The organism is Conexibacter sp. W3-3-2, from assembly GCF_009707605.1.
Classification (GTDB): Bacteria; Actinomycetota; Thermoleophilia; order Solirubrobacterales; family Solirubrobacteraceae; genus Paraconexibacter; species Paraconexibacter algicola.
In genome coordinates this window covers 48715-70397 of the sequence record NZ_WLYW01000004.1, presented here as the reverse complement: position 1 = coordinate 70397, position 21683 = coordinate 48715, and the positions used below count along the sequence as shown (strand labels likewise).

The following is a 21683-nucleotide window of genomic DNA, read 5'->3' as shown; positions in this document are numbered from 1 at the left end:
TCCACACCGGCGCACCGGCGTGGCCCTCCCGTGAAGGCGAACGCCTATCCACCACCGGTGGACAGGCCGAACGCTTTGTCCGCACTGGTCGGCGCATCGCTTGCCCCGCCACCACCGCCACCGCCCGAACCCGCCGAAGCAGGCGCAGACCGAGCCGGTGCTGCCGGGGCACCCGAGGACAACCCGAGTGCCTTGTCAGACTGCGTCGGCGCAGCGCTACGCGCCGACCGAGCAGCCGAAGAAACCTTGAAGGCCGCGTCCGCGCTCGAGCGCTTCTCGCGCCGCGCCGCCCGCTTGGCCTTGCTCACAGCGCTCCGCCGGGCGCGCTCCTGCGCCCGAACCTGAGCCGCCGACGGCGTCGCCACCACGGGCGCCACCGTCGCGATCGGCCGGGCCGACGTGCGCGGAGTAGCCGGCGCGGACTTCGCCTCCGCCGGCGGCTCCGGGTCCGCCTTGACCGTGACCGCAATCGGCGCGGCCACCGCCGCGCACCCGACCAAGCCCACGCACACCTTCACCGCCGTGCCGCTCGACGCCAGCAGACCGCCACCCGCCGCGCCACCGCCAACCGTCGTCGCCGCGCCCTCGCCGCTGGAGAACCAGCCGCCGACCTTCGCCGCAATCGAGCCCAACAATCCGGCGCTGGCCAGCGCCGGGACCGGCGGCAGGACCGCGGCCGCGCTGCGCTCAAGCTCGCGCGCCAGGAACGCCACGTGCTCGTTGCACGCCTCGCAGTAGTCCAGGTGCGCGCTCGTCAGCGCGTCGTCCGTCGCCAGCACGCTCTTCACCACGAGCTCGGCCATCCGGTCCCGGTGCTCCGCACACCACGCCCCGTCGACCTTGCGCTCGATCTCCGTCTGCAGCAGCCGCGTCAGCTTCGCGCTCCGCGTCTTCCACTGCTTCGGCGACCAGCCCAGCCGCTCAAGCGCTTGCCCCTTGCTCAGGGCATCGCCATCCAGGCCCTGCATCTCCACCAGCCGCAGCCGCGCCAGAGGCTTCAGCTCGGCCGGGAGCCGCAGCAGCAGCTCCCGCAGGACGCTCTCGCGCTCCAGGCCCTCATCCGCGCCCGCCCGGTCCTCCGGGGCCTCCCGGTCATGGACCGCCGGATCATACTCCACATAGGAGCGCGGGCCCATCGAGCGGTCCTCGCCCTGCACCGCGCGGACCTCGTTCTGCAGCCGCGAGAAGGCCTTGAGCTTCCAGTGCTTCAGCACGTCCTCGGCCGTCGGCTCCCGGCGCTCCGACGCGGCAAGCCGCTCGATCGCCTCCCGGTTGGCCGGCAGCGTCAGCAGCTCCTCGTACGCCCGCGCCGTCGCGTCCTCCGCCAAATGCGCCCAGGTCGGCCACCGGCCCGCGACGATCCGCTCGACCGACTCGTGGCGATCCACCAGCGAGGTCAGCAGCGATACGTACCGCTCCTGAGCGGACTGGCGCACCACGCTCACTCCCCCTCCCCCTCCCCATCCAGCGGCAACTCGCGCAGCACCGCGTCCAGCGCGCCCGCCGCCGCGTACTTCTGATCGCCCGACCGCAACCGGCCAACAGCGTCATCGCGGAACAGCCGCACCAGGCGCTCGCCGCCCGCATCACGCACGAGATCCTCGACCCACTGAAGGCCGGGATTCACCTCAACGATCTCGTGCCAATGCTGGTCGGAGATAGGCGCCATGACCCTGAACCCCGGAACGGAACGACGACAGGTCCCTCCACGGGCCATCCTGGCGTGTAGGCACTCTCCGCGCACTCCCTGCGCGGTAGCCAGTGCTCCCCCTGCGAGCGACCAACATGCGACCTACACCGTGACGCCAACCAGCCCGGTCGTCAACCAGCCCACCACGATTCTGCGCAGCTCCGCCCACAGAACCTGTGCGCGACTCACCAGAGTGGACCACTTCGTCGCGCAGCCCCTGTCGTCCACCCCCCGTAAAGCTCATGTGAACCAGTCTGCACCATTGTGATGACGACTGGTGCGCCATGTAGGCTTCCGGCATGCACCGAACCCTTCTGTGGACCGGGAAAGGCGGGACCGGCAAGACGAGCTCCGTCGCCAACCTCGGCCCCGAACTCGCCTACCGCGGGCTACGCGTCCTGCTCGTCGGCTTCGACTCCCAGGCCCACCTCGAGGCGACCTACGGCATCGGGCCCGACGCCCTCACCGTCGTCGACGCCCTCACCGGCGAGGCCGAGCCCCACGCCTGCCTCCACGAGATCCCACTCCCCGGCAGCACCCACGGCGGCACCCTGCACCTGCTCCCCAGCACCCGCCGACTCGACGACCTCTCCCCCGCCCTCGCCCAACGCGACTACGCCGCCCTAGACGAGCTGCTCGACGTCTTCCACGACGACTTCGACCTCGCCCTCATCGACACCGTCGGCGCGCTCACCCCCATCAGCCACACCGCCGCCCGCGCCGCCGACACCGTCCTCTTCGTCATGGAGCCCGGCGCCTACGAGGCCCTCTCCCTCGGCGAGCGCCTCGGCGAGATCGCCGCTTACCGCGACGACGACGCCTGGCGCATGCAGCCGCTCGGCGTGATCTTCACCCGGACCCCGCGGAAGTCCTCCGCCATGCAGACCCTGCGCGAGCACATCGCCGACGCCGAGAACTTCGGCGCCGACATCTACGTCTTCGAGCACCACACCCGCCCGCAGTCCAGCGTCCAGACCCACGCCCTCCAGGGACGCCCCACCGTCCTCGTGCAGCCCGACAGCAACGTCGGCCGCGACTACCGCGCGATCGCCGGCGAGCTGCTCGACCGGCTCGTCCACCTCCACGGAGAGCAGAACGCATGACCTCTCCCCCCGCCCAAGCGCGCCCGCTTCTCCGTCGCCGTACCCACCGCCCTCAAGCAGGAGCTCACCGAGACCATCGAAGCGCTCCGACGCGACGGCTACCGGACAAGCGAGGCCGAGGTCATCCACATGTTCATCCGCGAAGGCCTCTCCAAGCCCGAGATCCTCGAACGGCTCCTCCAGCACAACCGCGACCTCAACGAGCAGAGCTAATGGCCTCCAAGAAGCCCGCCTTCCCCACGATCAAGCAAGCCCGCGCCGGCCAGGAAGGCCGCACCCCGGCCAAGACCTTCGCGGCCCTCAGCCGCAGCCAGCGCCTGCAGACCGTCGCCATCGACAAGGTCGCCCCCAACCCGCGCAACCCGCGCACGCACTTCGACCCCGAGAAACTCCAGCTGCTCGCCGAGTCGATCGCCGCCCGCGGCGTCCTGCAGCCCCCCGTCGCCCGGCACGCCAACGCCGACGGCATCCACATCCTCGTCGCCGGCGAACGCCGCCTGCGCGCCGCGAAGCTCGCCGGCCTCACCGAGCTGGAGATCATCCTCGTCGACGGCGCCGACGACGGCGCCGAACTCGCCGACGCGCTCATGGAGAACGTCGCCCGCCAGGACCTCTCCCCCATCGAAGAAGCCCGCGCCTACGCCACCCTCGTCGAGGACCTCGACATCACCAAGGACGAAGCCGCCCGACGGACCGGCGTCAGCCGCTCCACCGTCAGCAACCGCATCCGCCTCCTCGACCTCCCCGACACCGTCCTCGAATACCTCGACGACGGCCGCCTCGACTTCGCCCACGGCCGCGCCCTCCTCACCATCGACGACCACGACCAGCGCAAACGGCTCGCCCGCCAAGCCGTCGAACTCGGCTGGTCCAAGCGCACCCTCGAGAACGCCGCCAACGAACTCAGCGCCCGACCCAACCGCAAACGCCAGACCCGCAAGGAACGCGCCGACGCCGCCGACAGCCAAGCCGCCGCCGACACCCTCGTCGACGCCCTCGCCGTCGCCGGCCACAACGTCGCCGTCAAGGTCACCAAGAAGGGCGTCACGATCACCCTCCCCGACCTCGACGCCGCCCATCAGCTCGCCACCGCCGCCGGCGCCAAGCTCCCCGCCGACTAGCCACCGTTCCCCGGGGAACGGTCCCTCCGTACACGCCTCCCCGCACCCCGCGTTCCCCGGGGAACGCGAAGCTCCGCAGGGCTCCTCCACGGCCTCCGCCAACGCCACCGTTCCCCGGGGAACGCGACCGCCAAAACGTCGACCGTTCCCCGGGGAACGCGACCCGCGCCGACTGCCCGGCTGTCGCCACAAGGCGCGACCGTTCCCCGGGGAACGCGCGCTCCACATATCGCCAGCCAGGCACCGCGACAGCGCACCGTTCCGCGCGGAACGCAAGCGCCCACGCGACCCCGACAGGCGCACCGTTCCCCGGGGAACGGTCGGCGACAACAGCGCCGCTACGCCACCAGATGACCGCACCGTTCCGCGCGGAACGGTAGCCACGACGACCGTCCTCGAACGGTCTCAAGGACGAAAAGGAAGAGGGTTCGCCGCAGCGTCGAGCCACGCTCCTGCGGACGGGCACGACGCGCCCCGGGGCCTGCGTGACGAGCGACGCCCGGCACCCACCACGAGAGCGTCGGCTGACCGGTGGGCCGACCGTCCGGGACGCCCCGCGCACCCAACGCCAGCGACAAGCGCCGATGCGCCAAAAGGCGGGGGAGGGGACCGGTCTACCCGGCTCACCGGGGTTCACCGGCATGGACGCCAGCACCGACACGACGCCACAGAGGGGGAGCGAACACGGCCGTCAGGCCGCGGACGTTCGCCCGTGGCGATCAGGGTGGGCTCCTCCTTTCCGCAGCCCCCGAGATGTGGTGTTCAGCAGGCGCAGAGCATGACCGGCCTCTAACGGGCCGCGCGCAATCCGCCGCTCCAGCTTCACCGCTCCCGGCCACCGTCCAGAGCCCCAGCGGGGCACCGTCGCTGCGCGACGGCCAAGCGGCCCTGACGGGCCGGCCCCGCACAGGTCCACGACGGCGGCCTGTCGGCTGCGCCGACCGCGCTGAAGCTGGCGCGTGCGTTCGCGCACAACCCGCCCGAGGCCGGTCGAACTCGGCACCAGCAACCACCACAGCCCCGGGGACCACCGGGAGAAGGGAAGTCCACTCATGATCACCATCACCGGCAACGGCCGCCTCACCCGCGACCCGGAGCTGCGCTCCACCCAGAGCGGCAAGAGCGTCACCACGCTCAGCGTCGCCAGCGACCAGCGCGGCGAGCGCGACCAGACCATCTACGTCGACCTCGTCCTCTGGGAGCGCGCCGCCGAGGCCGCCGTCGAGCACCTCGTCAAGGGCCAGGCCGTCGCCTTCACCGGCCGCCTGAAGCTCCGCACCTGGAAGGACCGCGAGGACAACACCCGCACCTCCGTCGAGGTCCACGGCGTCGACCTCGAGTACGGCGCCAAGCCCCGCGGCAACGACGACGCGCCGGCACCGGCCCCGGACGGGGACCGCGACCACACGCCCGGGGACGACGACATCCCCTTCTGAGCCCAGCAGGAACGGCAGCCCGTCCGCCCCCGCGCGGACGGGCCCCAGCAGCACCAGCCCAGAGAACCTCAAGCGAAGGGACGAACCCGATGCCCCGCAACACCCAGCAACAGCGCATCCCGACCGCGCCGGCGATGACCGCCATGGACCAGGTCCTCCTGCAGCAGGCGATCCGCCGCGCGACCCAGCAGGAGGAGTACACCCAGCTCTGCGCCATGACCAGCGAGCAGCGCCAGGCCGCCTACAAGGCCGGACAGCTCACCGGCTACCAGGTGCGCGCCTGGTACGGCGAGGACCGCTTCCGCGGCGAGCAGCCGCTCACCAGCCTCAACGGCACCCCGGGGGAGTTCTTCCACATCCTCTGCAAGACGCCGGAGTACCTCGGCGAGTAGCAGCCGGCCCCGGCGCCCTGCGCGTCGGGGCTCTTGGGGTGCGCCGGGCGGCGCGCTACGGTCAACCGCCCGTGCGTCAGCGCCCCCTTCCTCTCCGCTTCACGATCGACGGGCGCGCCGTGCGCGCCTCGACCGTCGTCGCCGATCAGGGACCGCCGTGGGTCGCCACGCTCACCACGAGCCTCCCGGCCCTTGGCCTGGAGGTCAGCAGCACCTACGTCGGCCGGCAGGGCACCCCGACGCACATCGTTCACGTGCTCATGGCCCCGGGGGACATCCGCACCCACACCGACGAGCGCGAAGCCGGGACGCTCCCGCTGACGCACGCGCGGGAGCACCTGCTCTACGACCACCTCGCCGCCCTCCAGGCCCACGTCGCCGACCATGCCGGCACCCTCGCGGCCGACGTCGACGACCGCGCGGCGGCCGCGGTCGCCCTGACGGTCTAACCCCACAGGCTCATCGGCCCTCCGGCGCCGTCGCACACCGTGCACGGCTCGCGACCGAGCTCCGCGCGGAGGGCCTCGACGTCGGCGGGGAGGCCCGCCTGCGGGTTGACGAGCTGGGCGCCAGGCGGCCCGGACGCGGGGATCCGCAGGACACCGCTCTTCTCGTCGGTCCCCGTGCCGCCGCAGTACGGGCACACGGGCGGCGTGTACTCGTCGATCTCCTCGGCATCGTCGGTCGCCTCGTTCAGGCGGGACACGCTAACGCGCTCGACGACGACACAGCCGCGCTGGCCGCAGACCGCGCAGGGCTCCCGGCGCAGCCACTCGGCGACCGCCGCTGCCGGGGCGACTGGCAGCTCGTCGCTGGTGCTGTCGTGATCCGTCGCGGTGCTCAGGTCGCGCAGGCACCCGGTCTCCGCGAACGCGACGAACTCGTGCATCCCGCAAGCCTGCCACCGATCCCCGCGGGAGACGACCCGCCACGGGCTAGTCGGCTGGGGAGCCCGCCGCTTCTCGCAGCGCGTCGACGTGCTCGAGCGTGACGTGAGGGAGGGCGGCCATCGGGTCGAGCTTCGCGCGCACCGCGGCCGCGGGCCCCATCACCGCGAGCGACGGTCGCGCCGGATGTCGCGCGATCGCCAGCAGCGTGGGGGAGACGCCGGGGTCGACCCGGTGGGCATGCGCGACACCCGGCCAGCCACGGGCGCGGTCCGGGGCGATCACCGCGCCCACGCGCTGCAGATCCGGGAGCTTGCCGGCGAGCAGCTCGCGACTTCGCAGGGACAGGCCCTGAAGAACCCACGGGCGCAGCTGCGTCCACGACGCAGACCACCAGCACCCACGCTCCGACCACACGACGAACGCGCCCGGTGCGCCTGGGCGAGGTGTCGGCGAGGGCCTCTCGGCGGACACCGAGTCGGCGCCGATCCGGGTCGGCTCGCGCAGCCGCTCGGCCGCGGCGCGAGACCCCTCGCGGGAGACCAACGCGTTCAGCTCGCGCAGCACGCCCGCGGCCCCGAGCCCGGGCGGGGCCAGCACCTTCCCGCGCCACGACACCCCGTCGATCGTCACCCACCAGCGACGCAGACCGTCCTCACCGACTCCAGCCGGCTTCAGGCCATCCAGATCGAACAGGTCGCCCACGAGACCCGAGAGTCTCACCCCTAGAACGAGTCCGCGCCAGCCCAGGCAGGCACGGAAAAGCCAAGAACGGCCACCGCAGAACAGCCAGGACCAGGGCTGCGCCCGGCCCTGAAACAGCAGGTCGCCCAGAGGGCGACCACCTCCAGGTTCTCCGAACCGAAGAGGTCTTTCGCAGAGCGAAAGTTTCCAGCAGACTAGATGCACTACGTGGAATCGCAGCGAATCGCTGCGCTCACTCGCTACGCTTTCGGTCACTGTGATGACCGTGCACAGCATCGGTGCCGACGACGCCGAAGGCTACGTCGACTACCTGGACGGCAAGGCCGTCGCCCGCGAAGCGGGGGACTACTACCTCGGCCGCGACGGCGCCCCTGCGGAAGCTCCGGGCCGGTGGCTGGCCAGCAGCCAGACGTTGGAGGCGCTGGGGATCGATCCCGGCGCCGACGTCCAACGCGGGGCGTTGCAAGCGTTGGTGACCGGGCGCCGGCCCGGGGGAGAGGACGACGACTGGCTGCGCCGCGCCGGGCCTGACGGCACGAGGTCGTCGGGGTTGGATGCGACGTTCAGCGCGCCGAAGTCGGTGAGCGTCCTTCACGCTCTCGGCGGGGCGTCGCAGCGCGAGCTTCTCGAGGCCTGTCACGGCCGCGCGGTTTCCGCCGCGGTCGAGCACGTCCGCCGCTCCGTCGAGCTGACGACCAGGTGGGAGGGCGGCGGCGCCGGCTCGGTCCCGGACACCGCCGGGGATCTCCTCGCGGCGGAGTTCATGCACACCACCGCCCGCGGCGTCGAGGGCCGGTTGCCCGATCCGCAGTTGCACTCGCACGTGTGGATCACCAGCGTCGTCAGGAAGGATGGCCAGGTCGCGGCCGTCCGGTCGCGGCCCGTTTTCCGTGCCGCGCGCGAGGGTGGTGCGTTCTACCGGGCGGCGCTTGCGAAGGAGCTCGTCGACGCGGGGTACAAGCTCGACACCGGCACGGGGAAGGGCGAGCGGTACTTCGAGATCTCCGGCGTGCCGGCGGAGGCGATCGACGCGTTCAGCGCCCGGTCCCGGGAGGTGCGGCAGGCGATGGACGCGTTCCGCGCCGCCAACGGCCGCGAGCCCCGTGAGGACGAGCTGCGCACCTTGAAGGTGTCCTCGCGTGAGGCCAAGAAGGCGCAGACCCGGCCCGAGCTTGAAGCGCACTGGGAGCAGACCGCTAAGGACGCCGGGATGAGCGCGCGGCAGGCCGTCGCGATGCAGCCGCGCCGCGGCGGCCGCCTCGTCGGCACCGACAGCGAATGGGCCAAGCGGGTGCTCGAGCACGCGACGGCCGATCGGGCGATCGTCGGCGCCGACGTCGTGCGCGCCGTCGCCCTGGAGCAGGCCGCCGGCGTGATGGACCCCGATCGCGCGCTGCGCGCGCTGGACGAGCTGCGCGAGGCCGGGCAGCTGGTGGAGCTCGAGGACGGACGCATGACCACCGCGTTGGTCCGTGACCGGGAGGAGCGGCTCGTCGCGACGACTCGCGAGCTGGCCGGCGAGGCCGGGGTGCGGATCCCCGAGCGGGCGCGGGAGACCGCGTTGCGGCGCGTGGCCGAGCAGCGCGGGATCCAGCTCAGCGAGGAGCAGCAGGACGCCGTCCGCGCGTTGACCGGGCCGGAGCGCGTCGCGGCGCTCGTCGGGCAGGCAGGGACGGGCAAGGGCGTGGTGATCGACGCCGCGGTCCGCACCGAGGAAGCCGCCGGGCGCAAGGTGATGGGCCTTGCGGTGGCGGGCGCCACGGCGCAGCGGCTGGGGGAGGACTCGCCCTCGTTGCAGGGGCAGACGAAGACGATCGACGCCGTGACGACGATGGCCGACTTCGGCATGCAGGTCGTCGACGAGCACACGACGGTGTTCGTCGACGAAGCAGGCATGGTCGATACCGAACGACTGGCCGCGCTCGTCGACGTCGTCAAGCAGGGTGGCGGCAAGCTCGTGCTCGTCGGCGACGGCAAGCAGCTCCCGTCGATCGGCCCGGGCGGCATGTTCGACCAGCTCACCCGGGATGCCCCGACCCGTGAGCTGACCGAGGTACGCCGCACCCAGGACTCCGCGGAGAGGCGCGCGTGGCGGCAGCTCCGTGACGGAGATCCCGCGCCGGCGATGGCGCACTACCTCGCGCGCGAGCAGCTGCACATGACCGACACCCGCGAGGAGGCGATCGAGGCCGCCGTGCAGCGCTACGACGTGCTCCAGGTCGAGCACGGGCTTCCGGGAGTGGCGTTGATGACCGACGGGCCGAACACCGAGATCCACGCCATGAACGCCCGCGTCCAACACCTTCGGGCCCAGCGCGGCGAGCTCGGCGACGAGGTCCTGCGGATCCCGGCCGTCGACGAGGCGACACCGACCTACGGCCTGCGGGCCGGTGACCGGGTCGCGTGGACTGAGTCGCAGCGCGTCCCGGACGAGGACCGGATCGAGAACGGCACCCGCGGCACCGTCGCCGCGATCGACCCGGGCGGCCGCGCGCTCGTCACCGTGGACGGCTCGGAGCGACACGTCGAGGTCGCCGGCGACGACGTCGGCGCGTTGCGACTCGCGTACGCCGGGCACGTGTACCGCCAGCAGGGCGCCACCGTCGACCGCGCCGTGATCGTCACCGGCGGCTGGCAGACCAGCCGCGAAGCCGCCTACGTCGAAGCGAGCCGTGCGCGGCACGGCAGCGACTGGCACGTCAGCCGCGAGGACCTCGGCACTGCGGGCGAGGACCCCGAGCGGATCGAGCGGCTCGCCGACGCGATGACCACCAGCAACGCCCAGATCCCCTCCATGACGGTCCCGGCGGCGCCGGCGCCGACCGTGACGTTCGCGTCGGCCTACTCGGCGCCGGTCGCGCCGCGGCTCGAGCCGCTGGCCGGCCAGTCGCCGTTCGTGCTGCCCGACGAGACCTTTGATCCGACCGTCCCGATCCCCGGAGTCGACCTATGAGCGCCCCCGAGCGCAAACGCATCACCGTGGCCCTCCCGCTCCACGTCTTCCACCAGCTCGAGCTGCTCGCCGCCCAGCGCAACAGCCCGTACGGCACGGTCGCCAACGAGCTGCTCTGCGACCTCCTCCTCCACGGCGCCCTCCCATCGGGGACCGACGGCGACGCGTCGCCCGCGGCCCGGCCGCGGCCCACCGCGGCCGGTGAAGGGGAGGAGGGGGAGCTGCCCGGCTGGCTTGAGATGGACCGCGGCCGCCCCTGGCGCGCCGAGGCCTGGACGCGAGCCCAGCAACTCCGCACCGACTACGCCCGCGAACTGCACCGGCTCCCCGCCGACTGGACCGAGGACCGGTTCGCGCGCGACGGGCTGCTCGCGCTCGCCGAGTGGCGCGGGCGGATCGACGCCGGCGCGAGCGCCGAGCCGACCGTCGAGCTGGCGTGGCTGGACAGCCTGCGCCGCTACGCCGGCTGGCTTGACCAGCGCGCCCGCGAGAACCCGGACAACCTCACTGCGCAGGCCGCCCCCGACGACTGGACCACCCGATGACCCGCCTTGAGATCGCCGTCGTCCTGGACGGCCACGAGCACACCGCGACCACCACGATCGCGCACACCAGCCCGCACACCGTCGCTCTCGAAACCGTCCTGGCCGACGCCCCGATCGAGCTGCACTCCACCTACCTCGGCCACCCCCGCCAGTCCACGCACGCCACCCACCTCTATCTCCCCGACGAGACCAGCGCCCGCACCATCACCGCGGTCCATCGCCACGACGAGATCCCCGTCTGCGCCGCCCGCCAACGCTGCCTGCTGGACCACTACGGCGTCCTCGTCGACCAAGCCCGCACCGCCGGCGCCGAGCTACGGGTCCTCGTGCACGACGAGAACCTCGCCGCGATCGACACGCTCACCTGACAAGCGCGCCCTACGAGTCCAGCCCGGGCAGGCGCTGCGCGCGCAGCAGCGCGACGTCCATGTCGCCGAGCCGGTCCTCGAGGACCTCGACCGGCAACGTCAGCACGCGCGCGAGAACGGCCACGTCCGGCTCACGGCGCAGCGCGTCGACCAACGGCCGGGCCGGGAGCAGCTCTTCGCGCGCCGCGCGAAAGACGTCGTGCAGATCGGCCGAACCAGCCGGGCGCGCGCCCGCGGCATGCCGAGCAACGACGCTGGCCCACAGCACGAGCGGGTCGTCGTGGGGGCGAGCTTGCAGCTCGCCCGTGAGGCTCATGGTTCCGTCGTGCAGCTCGCCGACCAGGCGGCCGTGCCATCGCACTTCCACGTGAGTGCCTCCGTGCGCGCTGCGTAGACGGACCGCTCGTCGCGGGCCAAGGTCCCCGCGTGACCGTCAGCCCTGACGCCACGCCTACCCGGTGAGACGCCGGAATCTGGCGCAAAGGTAGCAGGGGGAACGACGAGCCGACAGGGCGGGAGGAGAGGCGAGAGGGGAGCCCCGTCCGGTCGGCGGTCCGACCCCGGCCCACTGTTGCACGCCCCAGGGGGCGTGCGGGTGGTTGGGGATCGGACCGCCACCCGGGCGGTCCACCGACCCGAGAGGGAGTGGGCATGAGCCCCCAGCAGAACAGCCAGACCGTCCCCGTCGAGCAGGCCCTCGTGGCGATCGCCGACGTGCACCGCGCCGACGGCTTCAACCCCCGGACGGACGTCGTGCGCGACGACGACTTCACCCGCCTCGTGCTCACCATTCAGGAGCGCGGCGTGCTGCAGCCGATCCGCGTCACCGTGCACCCGCACGGCGGCTACGAGCTGCTCGCCGGCGACCGCCGCCTCACCGCCGCGCAGGAGGCGGGCCTGACGGAGATCCCGGCGGTGATCGTCACGCAGGCGCAGGACGAGGAGGACCGGTTGGAGGACGCGCTGATCGAGAACGAGCTGCGCGTGGACCTCAACCCGCTCGAGCGCGCGAAGGCCTACCGCCGCCTGCGCCAAGGCGGCCGGTCGGTCAAGGCGATCGCGCTGCGGTTCGGCCGCTCCCAGGCCTACGTCCGCCAGCACCTGCAGCTGCTGGACCTCCCCGTGGACCTGCACGAGCAGTTCGCTGACGGGAGCATTCCGCTCGGCGCCGTCGCCGGGCTGCGCACCCTCGCGAAGGCCTCGACCGCCGCCGCGGCCGCGCTCGTCCGCGAGGTCATGGAGTCCAAGGATGGCCCGGAGCCGTGGCCGTGGGACGAGGCGCTCGCCCGGCCCGCCGAGGTCCTCGCCGAGGCCGACGAGCTGCCTGCCGGCATCTACGCCACGCCCGGCCTCGTGCTCCTCGAGGGGCTCGACCTCGACGCCAAGACCGTCAAGCAGCTGGACCAGCTGGAGAAGCTGACCGGCTCCCGGCCCACAGGGGTCAACCTCAGCCTCGGCAGCTTCGCCGCGGCGCAGGCGCTCAACGCGACGCTCGGCAGCGAGCACCGCGGGCTGATCCTCGGCGCCGACGTCATGGCGCAGCTGGTCGGCGACGTGATCGCCGCGGCGCTCAAGCAGCGCAAGGAGCAGCACAAGCGCAGCACCGAGCTCGCGGAGCAGGCCGCCGCGCGCGGCGGCCGACGGCGACACGCCCGACTTCGCGCAGGACGAGGTCGACCCCGCGGCGGCGGAGGCCGAGCGCAAGGCGCAGGCCGCTGCCGAGCGTGCGCTGCAGCAGGCCGAGCGCGAGGAGGCTTGCGCGTTCAACGATCGGCTCGGCCGGGCGATCGTGGACAAGCTGTCCCGCGTGAAGCTGGACGTCGACGCCATGCGCGTCCTGTCCACGATCGACCTCGGCGCCGACCTCGGCGACCTCGCCCTGCGCGGCGCCCGCTACGGCTTCCCCGGCTGGGTGACCGAGGAGGCCACGAAGGGCGGCAAGCTCAAGCGGACCTACCTGCCCAACAGCGGCGCCGCCGCCGTGAAGGCCCGCGAGTACCTCGCCGGCGCGAAGACCCCCGGCGAGCACGCCGGGCGGTGCATCGCCCTGGTCGTGATGGCGTGGTTCGCCGACGAGCGCGCGGTCGCGCAGAGCAGCCGGTCGTTCAAGAGCGTGCGGCCGGCCGGGCTGCCGTGGGCCGACGAGGTCCCGGAGATCCTCGAGCGCTACGCCCTCGCCGCACTCCCGGGCGATGAGCGGCTGCAGGAGCGCGTCGCCGACGCGGTGCGTGAGCGTGAGGAGCAGGCCGCCCGGCGGGCCCGTCGCGAGGAGGCCCGCGAGGTCGTCCGCGCGGTGACGGCGATCGAGGACCCCGCCGACGTCACGCCCGAGCAGCTGGCCGCCGCGCAGGCCGCGGTCGCCGAAAGCTTCGACACCTACACCGTCGAGCGCTACGACGCCGACCGTCAGCTGCGCGCGATCGCCAAGGCCCACAAGGACGCCGCCGCCGCGGCCGCGGCCAATGACGCGACGCCGCAGGAGGAGCCCGAGGGCGATCCGGAGTCCGGTAGCGATGGCTAGGCGCTCGCGCGTTCAGACGACTGAGGGGGCCGTCCGCCGGCGGCCCCTGCAGTTCGTCATCTACTCGCCCGACGGCGTGATCCTGGACGTCTTCGACGACGAGGACCTCGCCACCTTCGACCCGGCGCAGGAGACCCGCTGCTGGCACGAAGCGGCCTGCTGGGCGGTCGTCGCCAACGCCCGCTACCGCGAGTGCACCGGACCGCCCGGGACGCTCGTCTGATCCGCGCCCGTCACAGAGTCACGGGCTCGCGGCTCCTCTTGGCCGTGAGCCCGAGCAGCGACTTGCCGGGTCCGCTTGAGGACCTCGCTGTCCAGCTGCGCCGGGCGTCCGCGGCGCGCTAGGCGCTGCGGGCCTGCTCGCGCCCCAGCCGACGCATCGTGCGCGCGTGCTCGAGACGGAGGCGTGCGCGATCGCGCCGGCGGGAGGCGACCGCGAGCTGGATCTCGTGCGTGGTCTGCAGCAGGCGGCGCAGGAGATCGGCGTCGCGTTGAGCGCGCGCCTTGCGCACCGCTGTCAGATCCACCACCGAGCCCATGCCCGGCAAGGCTACGAGCCCGGCAGGACACCGCCCCTAGCGTGAGCGTTGACACGCCACGTGCGACCGGTGTCGTCACAGACCGGGCCGTTGGCGCTCTATAGGTAGAGCGGTGACTTCAGCGGACGATCCCGAGCGCCCGGCGGCATCTCCGGCGTTCGTGCGTCTCCGTCAGCAGTTTGTCGACCTCGCCCGTCGCGAAGCTGCGCCTCCTCCGTCACCGCGGCGGGCCCGGGGATCCACCTCCCGGGCCCGCCGTCTTCGCTCCTGGTTCGCCAGGGGCCCCGGCGGGAACATCACCCGTAGGTCGCGGCGCGAGAACTGAGGCACGCTGCCGCGGCCCGAGGGAGGGAAGGGCTGGCCCGGGCGCCCCGCGCCCCCTTGCAGCGTCCGGGCTCGCCCCACCCGAGGTTCACCCCGCCGTCCGCAGGGAACACCAAGCGTGAGGGCATGCGCGGCTTGAGTGGGCGCGTGCGCCCGAGACGGCCATGCGGCCCGGGCGATTCCCCCCTTTGCTCCCCGGGCCGCTGACCGTCACCGCCCCTTCGCCGCGGCGGCCTTCTCGCGCAGCTGCTCGCCGACGCGACGCATCACCGCGTCCAACGCCGCGGGCCCGCGGAGGTTGGCCGCGCCGATCGCCTGCGCGTCGTGCAGGACGCCGGGGTGGCGGTACCAGTCCACCGCCGCCGGGTCCTTCGAGACGCTCCGCGCGATCGCGAGGTCCAACGCGCGCAGGTCGGCCGCCAGGCCTTCTCGCTCGCGCTTGATCTTCGCCCGCCGGCGAGCGACCCGAAGCTCCGCGGCGGAGATCTCCGCGAACGCCTGCTCGACCTGCGCCTGCTTCCCACGCCGCGGCCGCGACGGGCCCACGGGCCGGGCGGGGGAGGGGTCCTGCTGATCCTGCTGGGTCATGCGTCTGGCTCCTTCTCGCAACCCGCTCACGGCGGGGTTGCGTCAGTGGTGAATTGAGCCCCGGGGCACACATATTCTCCCAAACGCTCTCCGGCCGCCCGGCCAGAAAACGGCTCTAGGAAGGCGATTTCTCACACTTCAGTTCGTGAAGTGACGACAAATGCTGGACGGATTCGTGGCGCGTACACGCGCTTGACAGCCAATCCGGCTCAGTCGGCGAGACGTGCCTACCGCCCCGATGCCGACCTCGCCGGGCTGGCGACCGGTGAGGGCGTGAACGTCACAGACGCGCAGCCTGAGACGGGCGTCTGGACCGGCCGAGTCGCCGACGTCAACGAGGACCTCGAGGAGACAGGCGTGGGGGAGGAGAGGAGGTAGCGGGCTGGCCCGTGCGGCGGGTCGACCCCTTCCGAGGATGGCACGGCTGCGCCGTGCTGTCGGTCGGGGATCGGCCCGCCACCCGGGCGAGCCACAAGCCCCAGAAAGGGGACGAAGCCCCATGGCCAAGAACAACCGCAAGCCGCTGACCGACGAGGAGCGCGCCGCCCGGCGCGAGCGCGACCGCAAGCTCGCTCAGGACGCCGTCGACCGGCTGGCCAGCAGCGACGGATGGAAGGCCTTTCTGCGCACACGCGCCGCATTCAGGCGCTATTCCCTGAACAACCAGTTGCTCATCGCCCTGCAACGCAGTGACGCCACGCGGGTGGCCGGGTTCCGGCGGTGGCGGACGCTGGGGTACTCGGTGCGCAAGGGCGAGACCGCCTTGTATATCTGGCAGCCGGTCCCGCCGAGCAAGAAGCAGATCGAGGCGTGGCGCGAGGCTGGCGCCGACCCGAAGGAGAAGCCGCGTGTGCGCTTCAAGCTCGGTCCGGTCTTCGCGCGCGAGCAGGTCGACCCGCTCCCCGCCCCCGCGGTGCCGGCGCCGCTCGATCCGCCGATCGCCGACCTCGAGGGCGAGGACCTCGCTGAGGCCTGGATTCCGCTGACCGCGATCGCGGCCGCGATCGGCGTCACCGTCGAGGTGACCGACCGCATCCCCGGCGACGGCCGGTACACCCCGGACGCCAAGGCCATCCAGGTCCGCGACGGACTCTCAGTCAACCAGCAGGTGGTCGCACTCGTCCACGAGCTCGCGCACGCGCTCGTGCGCGAGGACAAGCAGGAGGGCGACCCGCCGCTCACCTACGCCCGCGAGGAGCTCGTCGCCGAGTCCGTCGCCTACATCGTCGCCAGCGGCCTGGGGTTCGACAGCTCGGCCAACTCGATCCCCTACCTCGCCGCCTACGCCGAGCAGACCGGCCCCGAGGCGTGGGCGCTGATCGCCTCCCTCACCGACCGGCTCGCCGGCCGGATCGAGGAGGCCCTGCACACGCCCGAGACGCCCGAGGGGCAGCCGGCGCCCACCAGCCCTGACGCGCAGGCCGTCGACCGCATGGATCCAGCCGGCCCTCGCGGCTTCGTCGCCCGCGAGGGCGGGCCGCTGCGGGCGACCCGCATCCAGGCCCAGCACGACCAGCGCGCCGCCGCGTAGCCCCGAAACCGAACGACGATCGCCGGGCCTGCGGGCTCGGCGGGAAGGAGTAGCGCCATGTCCGACCAGGTGCGACACTCGACCGTAGTGCTCGATCCGCAGACGAACATCTTGACGCTGCACGGCGACCTCGAGGGTCGGTACGTGCTCGAGGAGGAGCGCCCCGACGGCGCGCTCGTCATCCGTCCGGACCTCTCGCTCAAGGGCATCCTTGAGCGTCACGGCGAGCGCCAGCTGACCGGTGAGGAGATCCCCGCGTTCCTGCGCGATCTCCCTACCGACGACGAAGGCTGACCCGCGATGGCCGACACTTTCGTCCCCCTGCGCCTGGACCAGGCGCAGATGACCGCTGACCTCGAGCGGCTGCCCTCTACTGCCGCCGTCGAGCTCGGCCGGCTGCTGCGCCTCGTAGAACAGCACGGCGGCATCCCCGTCAGCCGCCTGCGTCGCTGCGACCCCGAGGGCCGCGACGGCACCAGGCTGCCGAACTGCCTGAAGGTCTACGTGCCCGAGGGCGAGAACAAGTGGGGGCTCGTCGCCGTCGTCGTCGCCCACCCCGAACGCCCCTTCGGCCTACGCGTCCTGGCCTACGGCATCCGCCACCCCACCGGCACCACGCCCAGCGTCTACCAGCTCGCGCACCGCCGGCTGCACGCGGCAGGCCCGGCGTCGTGACCGTCGATCGCGACCAGGCGCTGCGCGACCTCACGCGCGTCGCCACGATCTACCTGATGGCCGTCGACGCCCCCGACCTCCTCCAAGACGGGCAGACCGCCGAGGACGTGCGCGTGGAGCTCCTGGAGGCGCTCGACCAAGCCGAGCGCGCACTTGACCAGATCGATAGCACGCCAGGTCCCCGCTTGGCGGAGCGCCGCCGCTCCGCCCAGGCGCGGCGCCGCCGCCGGTAGACGCGGGAGAGGGGAGTTGTGGTGCGCGTCCCGGGCGCACCATCCCGGCGGCTGGCTCAATCCGCCACACCCCGTCACCCCACGGGCCTGCGGCCGGTGACGGGGCGCGTGCGTTCGACCCGACCGCCGCGACGAGCGACCCATGACCGCACACCACAACACCACCGACCAGCGTCAGAACAACGACGCCGACACCGACCAGGTCTCGATGGGGCGAGACCCGCTGCTGACCGAGGCCCAGGCCGTGATCGGCCGCGGGCTACTCATGCTCCTGCGCGACACCACCACCGAGGGCATGACGCTCGCCGAGATCCGCACGCACCTGATCTTCATCGAAGGCCTCATGGCCCTCCCGCGCCCCGACGCCGAGCGGTACATCCCCGCACACCAGCTCGCCCGCGATCTGCTCACCAACCCCTGACCACGCTGCTGACCCCACCCACCGATAGCGAACGTGTGTTCGTGTACGGTGGGGAGGGTCGATGGGAGATCACGGTCACGCATACGCCCGACTGCGCCGGGCGCTGCTGACCAAGAACCTCACGATCGTCGACGCGGCCGCCCGCGACCTCCCACGCGTCGACCTCCTGGACGCGCTGAAGATCCTGCTGCTGATGGCCGACCAACACGACCCGCGCTACGAGCGGGCCGCCGCGCGGTGGGCGGCCCGGGCGGCGCACGATCGCGGTCTGGATCTCGAGCGCAACCGCCGGATGCTCGCCCTGCTCGACGTGCTACCGCTGGCGCTGGAAGCGGTCGAGCTGCGTCTGCGCGACCTGCTGAAGCTCGACCTGACGCGGAGGGAGGGGCTCGGGTTCCGGTCCTGGCCCCGTCGACGATGGCACGCTAAGGCGTGCGGATCGACGGCACCAGGACCGGCACCTGAGCCGGCCCGCACAGCCCACACCCGAGCGTGTGGGGGAGAGGAGGACACCACGTGTCCCCACAGCCACCGCCGTACGCCATCAGCCCCGACACGGAGCGTTTCGGCTGGCCCAGACTCACGATGGTCAACGGGCCCATCCCGGTCACCACCGGGTGGTCGCTGGGCGGTCTCACCGCCACCGACCGCGGCCGCCTCATCGACTACGTAATGCGCGACCCCCGGCGCGGCGAGACCGACGGACGCCCCGCGGCCCCTTCGGAGCCCCCCGCGAGGGTGGGATCCAGCTCACCGCCGCGTGCCCAGGGTGCCGGCGACGGCACTCCACGGCACCGACCGTGACCTGCCGTTGCGGCCTGCTGCTCACCCGGTTGGCCCCGGCGATCGCACCACCCTGATCGACGGCGTGCACCGCCAGCTCCAGCACGTCCGCCGCGCCGTCGGCGCTGACATCGACGTGCGCGGCATGCTCTGCATCGTCGACGGCGAGGGCCTCCCGCTGCTCTCCACCAACATCACCGTCGACGGCGTCCCCGTCGCCAGCACCCGCGCCGCCGCAAAACTCGCCCGACGCCCCGGCCCGCTCAACACCGACCAAGTGCAGCAGCTCGCGCACCGCGTCAGCGCCGCGTTCCCACGCTGCGCACGGTCAAGCTTTGGCTCGCGGTCACCGGTGCGCGTCTTCGGCCGGAACAGCGGGCGCGGCCGCCCGGCAGGCTGCGGATGTCCGGCCGCCGACCCTGGCCTGCCTGCTACGCGCGGCGCGTCCTCACGGTCGAGCGCGATCTGGTGTAGCTCTGACCCGCGCGGCAGGGGTGGGCCAGGGGCGTCATGGCCGTGGCGTTGGGCAGACTTGTCGCATGTCGACCTACGATGATGATCTGGAGACGTTCTACGCTGCGCGTCCGCAGCGGCGTGATGCCGAGGAGTGGGATCACGGCTTGTATTGGCGTGAGGTGGCCGACGGCGCCAATCACCGCGTCACGTGGCTCAAGGAGACGGGGGAGATCTACGCGCTGCGCCTGAGCGACGCCGCCGTAAGGGCCTTCGATGGCGGCGTCATTGTCGACGCTGGCGTTGCGACAGGTGCGGTGGAGCTTCTGGGGGTCGTGGCGGCGGCCGAGTCCTGGCCACCCGACAGGGGGGTGCAGGAGCTGGTCAAGCAGTGCGGCATAGACGGCGAGCCCGCCATCGTTCAGTCCCTCCCGAAGCTCCGCGCCCTCCTCGCACGCTGACCCGCCAACGGCTAGGACCGGGCGACTGCGGCGAGCGCCCTGGGGGTGAGCGCGGCCTCCAATAGCTCATGAGGCGGGGCGTCGCGCGCGGTGGGCTGAGCGCGGGAAGGAGAGGTGCCGGTCGTGTCTGGTCAGGGGTTGGCGGGGAGTGGGGTGAGCCCGGCGGCCTGGAGCTGCTGGTCGGCGACGGTCCATGGGTGTCCGGGCTGCCAGTCTGTGGCGATCTGGTTGAGAAACGTCTGGAGGTCGTCCTGGCTGGGGGGGGCTCCGAGCCAGTGGTGCAGGATGACGGCGGCGACGGTGGCCCAGTCGGGAGTGGTGTCCCAGTCCAGCAGGGCTCTGGGCCCGGAGGCGAGCACGACGTGGCTCGAACCGCCGTCAGCGCGCTGGGTGGTGCAGCTGACCTGTGCGCGCTCACGGCCGGCGGCCGTTCGCAGATACCGGCCCTCGTAGACGACGGAGCGTTCGGCAGCCGGAGCCATCCCGCAGAAATGTACAACCGTGTACGCCGGAGCGGTGGGGCGCCAACGGCAGCCGTCGCCCAAGACCTGACGGGTCCGGAGCAAGTTTCCCAGCCGGTCGGCGTTGGGTGATCGAGATGACTCTCGGGGGCGGGCAGGGCGGCGAAGGGCCCGAGAGACGCTGGCCACCGCGGCGCGCACGGCATCGCGAGGACGCGGTGTTCGCGATCGAGGCCGCGGTGCGCGCCGACGACGTGCGCGAGCTGCGCTGCGTCGGCGAGCTGGACCTCGCTGCGCAGAAGCCGTTTGTAGCTGCCGTAAGCGGCATGGAGCCCGATGCTTGCGTGCTGCTGCACCTCGGCGAGGTCGAGTTCATCGACTCCACCGGAGTGCTGTGCCTGCTTGGGCTGCGGCGCGCCGTCAGCCGGCTGGTCGTGTGTTGCATCTCCCCGCCGGTCGGCCGGGTGCTTGACCTCACCGGACTGCGCGACAGCTTCGAGATCCAGGGCCGCCGCTGCACCTCAGCGCACAGCTGCGGCGGTGACGGTGGCTGCGGCGCGTAGTGGCGAGGGCCTGGTGCTCCCGGACCGCTCCGTCCGGCGACGGTCGCGAGTCCGAGCGCGCGCGGCAATCTCAGCGACCGCAGGCGCCCTGCTTAGGTTGGGGGGGAGCGGTTGTGTGGATCGGGGGCGCCGTGTGGGGCGCGAGGGCGCCGAGCGTCTTGGTTCCGTTCGGGGATGGTGCGGGGTGCGACTCGAGCTGTGCGCGGAGGCTGGCGACGGCGGACGCGGCGAGCGCTGCGGGTGCGCTGGCGGGCCAGGGGGCTCCGGTGAGCAGCGTGATGGCACGACGGAGGTCGCGTAGGAGGTCCTCGGCGGCGCGCCGGTGCCAGGCGCCGAGCTTGGTGATGGCGGCGAGTATGTCGTCGGCGTCCGTGCCGAGAGCGTCGATCGAGGGCGGCTGGGCGATCCGCCGCTGCGGCGCAGGAGCCCGGGGGCCGGGCGCCGGGAGGGCGGCGAGGAACTCCTCGAGTGCGGGGCCGATCGGGGTGATCGCCAGGCGCGTCTGGGCGAGCCGGTCGCGGATGAGCGCGCGTCGAGCGTCGGCCTCCTGGGCCAGAGCGCTCAACCATCGAGCGTTCGGTCCGGCTGTTTGCAGCAGGCGAGCGTCGGTCTGTGCGAACAGCCGGGCCTCGAGCTCGTCGAGCGTGGCGAGGTGCGCGAAAGTCGCCACGAGCAGCGCGAGGCCTTCACGTAGCGCGTCCCGCGCATAGATGCTCTGGTTGTCGGGGCTTGCCGGGGTCACCACACGCTTCCTACCCACCTACCAGCGATCTGGACCAGACCACCATCCGGCGCACGTTGACTCAGCTTGCGGTGCGGGCAATGTGCGCGGTCGGGTTTGCGCGGACTCATGGCTCGAACCTGCATCTTCGGTGCATCCGTCGGTCCGGTTTCGCGATGTCGTGTCGGTCGTCTGGAGGACATTGGGGA

At 72.5% G+C, this 21683-nt stretch carries 26 protein-coding genes and 1 pseudogene; 18 read left to right on the top strand and 9 right to left on the bottom strand.

Features of this window, described 5'->3' with window-relative positions:
* Positions 1-44: 44 nt before the first annotated feature.
* Both GKE82_RS26135 and GKE82_RS26130 read right to left on the bottom strand, forming a co-directional pair.
* Positions 45-1439, bottom strand: coding sequence for a hypothetical protein (locus GKE82_RS26135; RefSeq protein ID WP_154735826.1), 1395 nt, complete (start codon positions 1437-1439; stop codon positions 45-47).
* A 2-nt stretch (positions 1440-1441) separates the two neighbouring features.
* Positions 1442-1669, bottom strand: coding sequence for a hypothetical protein (locus GKE82_RS26130; RefSeq protein ID WP_154735825.1), 228 nt, complete (start codon positions 1667-1669; stop codon positions 1442-1444).
* 320 nt (positions 1670-1989) lie between these two features.
* Here GKE82_RS26130 and GKE82_RS26125 point away from each other — a divergent pair, with 320 nt between their 5' ends.
* From GKE82_RS26125 to GKE82_RS26105, 5 genes are all read left to right on the top strand, one after another.
* Positions 1990-2793 carry a ParA family protein gene (locus GKE82_RS26125; protein WP_154735824.1) on the top strand — a complete coding sequence of 268 codons (804 nt, stop codon included), beginning with the start codon at positions 1990-1992 and terminating at the stop codon, positions 2791-2793.
* A gap of 212 nt (positions 2794-3005) precedes the next feature.
* On the top strand, positions 3006-3914 hold the full coding sequence (locus GKE82_RS26120) for a ParB/RepB/Spo0J family partition protein (RefSeq protein WP_196189483.1): 909 nt from the start codon (positions 3006-3008) through the stop codon (positions 3912-3914).
* A gap of 1052 nt (positions 3915-4966) precedes the next feature.
* Positions 4967-5350: a single-stranded DNA-binding protein gene (locus GKE82_RS26115; RefSeq protein ID WP_154735822.1), complete on the top strand. Its 384-nt coding sequence runs from the start codon at positions 4967-4969 to the stop codon at positions 5348-5350.
* Between the two features lie 89 nt (positions 5351-5439).
* Positions 5440-5742 carry a hypothetical protein gene (locus GKE82_RS26110; protein WP_154735821.1) on the top strand — a complete coding sequence of 101 codons (303 nt, stop codon included), beginning with the start codon at positions 5440-5442 and terminating at the stop codon, positions 5740-5742.
* Positions 5743-5813: 71 nt separating this feature from the next.
* Positions 5814-6191, top strand: coding sequence for a hypothetical protein (locus GKE82_RS26105; RefSeq protein ID WP_154735820.1), 378 nt, complete (start codon positions 5814-5816; stop codon positions 6189-6191).
* Here the strand turns inward: GKE82_RS26105 and GKE82_RS26100 are convergent.
* Both GKE82_RS26100 and GKE82_RS26095 read right to left on the bottom strand, forming a co-directional pair.
* The gene (locus GKE82_RS26100) at positions 6188-6631 is read right to left on the bottom strand and encodes a hypothetical protein (protein ID WP_154735819.1); all 444 of its coding nucleotides are present in this window, start codon (positions 6629-6631) and stop codon (positions 6188-6190) included. The genes GKE82_RS26105 and GKE82_RS26100 overlap by 4 nt on opposite strands.
* A gap of 46 nt (positions 6632-6677) precedes the next feature.
* On the bottom strand, positions 6678-7334 hold the full coding sequence (locus tag GKE82_RS26095; RefSeq protein ID WP_154735818.1) for a hypothetical protein: 657 nt from the start codon (positions 7332-7334) through the stop codon (positions 6678-6680).
* Between the two features lie 259 nt (positions 7335-7593).
* Here GKE82_RS26095 and mobF point away from each other — a divergent pair, with 259 nt between their 5' ends.
* Genes mobF through GKE82_RS26080 form a run of 3 tightly spaced genes read left to right on the top strand, consistent with a single transcriptional unit; the run spans position 7594 to position 11200 of the window.
* Positions 7594-10287 (top strand): MobF family relaxase, encoded by a 2694-nt coding sequence (mobF, locus tag GKE82_RS26090; RefSeq protein WP_154735817.1) that lies wholly within the window; start codon positions 7594-7596, stop codon positions 10285-10287.
* Positions 10284-10832, top strand: a complete 549-nt coding sequence (locus tag GKE82_RS26085; RefSeq protein WP_154735816.1) for a hypothetical protein — start codon at positions 10284-10286, stop codon at positions 10830-10832. Before mobF ends, GKE82_RS26085 begins: the two co-directional genes overlap by 4 nt.
* Positions 10829-11200 carry a hypothetical protein gene (locus tag GKE82_RS26080; protein WP_154735815.1) on the top strand — a complete coding sequence of 124 codons (372 nt, stop codon included), beginning with the start codon at positions 10829-10831 and terminating at the stop codon, positions 11198-11200. Before GKE82_RS26085 ends, GKE82_RS26080 begins: the two co-directional genes overlap by 4 nt.
* 10 nt (positions 11201-11210) lie before the next feature.
* On the opposite strand, the gene GKE82_RS26075 is transcribed toward GKE82_RS26080, so the two are convergent.
* Positions 11211-11516 carry a hypothetical protein gene (locus tag GKE82_RS26075; protein ID WP_154735814.1) on the bottom strand — a complete coding sequence of 102 codons (306 nt, stop codon included), beginning with the start codon at positions 11514-11516 and terminating at the stop codon, positions 11211-11213.
* A 335-nt stretch (positions 11517-11851) separates the two neighbouring features.
* On the opposite strand from GKE82_RS26075, the pseudogene GKE82_RS31830 reads away from it, so the two are divergent.
* From GKE82_RS31830 to GKE82_RS26065, 3 genes and pseudogenes are all read left to right on the top strand, one after another.
* A pseudogene (locus GKE82_RS31830) lies at positions 11852-12289 on the top strand (ParB/RepB/Spo0J family partition protein); the annotation flags it as partial.
* Positions 12290-13007: 718 nt separating this feature from the next.
* Positions 13008-13721 (top strand): hypothetical protein, encoded by a 714-nt coding sequence (locus GKE82_RS29490; RefSeq protein ID WP_230317288.1) that lies wholly within the window; start codon positions 13008-13010, stop codon positions 13719-13721.
* Positions 13714-13944 carry a hypothetical protein gene (locus tag GKE82_RS26065; RefSeq protein ID WP_154735812.1) on the top strand — a complete coding sequence of 77 codons (231 nt, stop codon included), beginning with the start codon at positions 13714-13716 and terminating at the stop codon, positions 13942-13944. The genes GKE82_RS29490 and GKE82_RS26065 overlap by 8 nt, the downstream gene beginning before the upstream one ends.
* Positions 13945-14062: 118 nt before the next feature.
* Here the strand turns inward: GKE82_RS26065 and GKE82_RS26060 are convergent, their stop codons facing one another.
* The gene (locus GKE82_RS26060) at positions 14063-14251 is read right to left on the bottom strand and encodes a hypothetical protein (protein ID WP_154735811.1); all 189 of its coding nucleotides are present in this window, start codon (positions 14249-14251) and stop codon (positions 14063-14065) included.
* 543 nt (positions 14252-14794) lie between these two features.
* On the bottom strand, positions 14795-15172 hold the full coding sequence (locus GKE82_RS26055; RefSeq protein WP_154735810.1) for a hypothetical protein: 378 nt from the start codon (positions 15170-15172) through the stop codon (positions 14795-14797).
* Positions 15173-15671: 499 nt separating this feature from the next.
* On the opposite strand from GKE82_RS26055, the gene GKE82_RS30455 reads away from it, so the two are divergent.
* The 6 genes from GKE82_RS30455 to GKE82_RS26025 all read left to right on the top strand — a co-directional run bounded on the left by GKE82_RS30455 (position 15672) and on the right by GKE82_RS26025 (position 19729).
* Positions 15672-16703 carry an ArdC-like ssDNA-binding domain-containing protein gene (locus GKE82_RS30455; protein WP_154735809.1) on the top strand — a complete coding sequence of 344 codons (1032 nt, stop codon included), beginning with the start codon at positions 15672-15674 and terminating at the stop codon, positions 16701-16703.
* Between the two features lie 57 nt (positions 16704-16760).
* Complete coding sequence (locus GKE82_RS26045; protein ID WP_154735808.1) at positions 16761-16997, top strand: hypothetical protein; 237 nt, start codon at positions 16761-16763, stop codon at positions 16995-16997.
* Between the two features lie 6 nt (positions 16998-17003).
* Complete coding sequence (locus tag GKE82_RS26040; protein ID WP_154735807.1) at positions 17004-17378, top strand: hypothetical protein; 375 nt, start codon at positions 17004-17006, stop codon at positions 17376-17378.
* Positions 17375-17611 (top strand): hypothetical protein, encoded by a 237-nt coding sequence (locus tag GKE82_RS26035; protein ID WP_154735806.1) that lies wholly within the window; start codon positions 17375-17377, stop codon positions 17609-17611. The genes GKE82_RS26040 and GKE82_RS26035 overlap by 4 nt, the downstream gene beginning before the upstream one ends.
* Before the next feature lie 142 nt (positions 17612-17753).
* Positions 17754-18032, top strand: a complete 279-nt coding sequence (locus GKE82_RS26030; RefSeq protein ID WP_154735805.1) for a hypothetical protein — start codon at positions 17754-17756, stop codon at positions 18030-18032.
* A 1322-nt stretch (positions 18033-19354) separates the two neighbouring features.
* Positions 19355-19729 carry a hypothetical protein gene (locus tag GKE82_RS26025; RefSeq protein WP_154735804.1) on the top strand — a complete coding sequence of 125 codons (375 nt, stop codon included), beginning with the start codon at positions 19355-19357 and terminating at the stop codon, positions 19727-19729.
* Positions 19730-19860: 131 nt separating this feature from the next.
* On the opposite strand, the gene GKE82_RS26020 is transcribed toward GKE82_RS26025, so the two are convergent.
* Complete coding sequence (locus GKE82_RS26020; RefSeq protein WP_154735803.1) at positions 19861-20211, bottom strand: hypothetical protein; 351 nt, start codon at positions 20209-20211, stop codon at positions 19861-19863.
* 197 nt (positions 20212-20408) lie between these two features.
* On the opposite strand from GKE82_RS26020, the gene GKE82_RS26015 reads away from it, so the two are divergent.
* Complete coding sequence (locus GKE82_RS26015; protein ID WP_196189481.1) at positions 20409-20753, top strand: STAS domain-containing protein; 345 nt, start codon at positions 20409-20411, stop codon at positions 20751-20753.
* Positions 20754-20823: 70 nt separating this feature from the next.
* Here GKE82_RS26015 and GKE82_RS26010 read toward each other — a convergent pair whose 3' ends face one another.
* A complete protein-coding gene (locus tag GKE82_RS26010; protein ID WP_154735801.1) occupies positions 20824-21495 on the bottom strand; it encodes a hypothetical protein in 672 nt (223 codons plus the stop codon).
* Between the last annotated feature and the right edge of the window lie 188 nt (positions 21496-21683).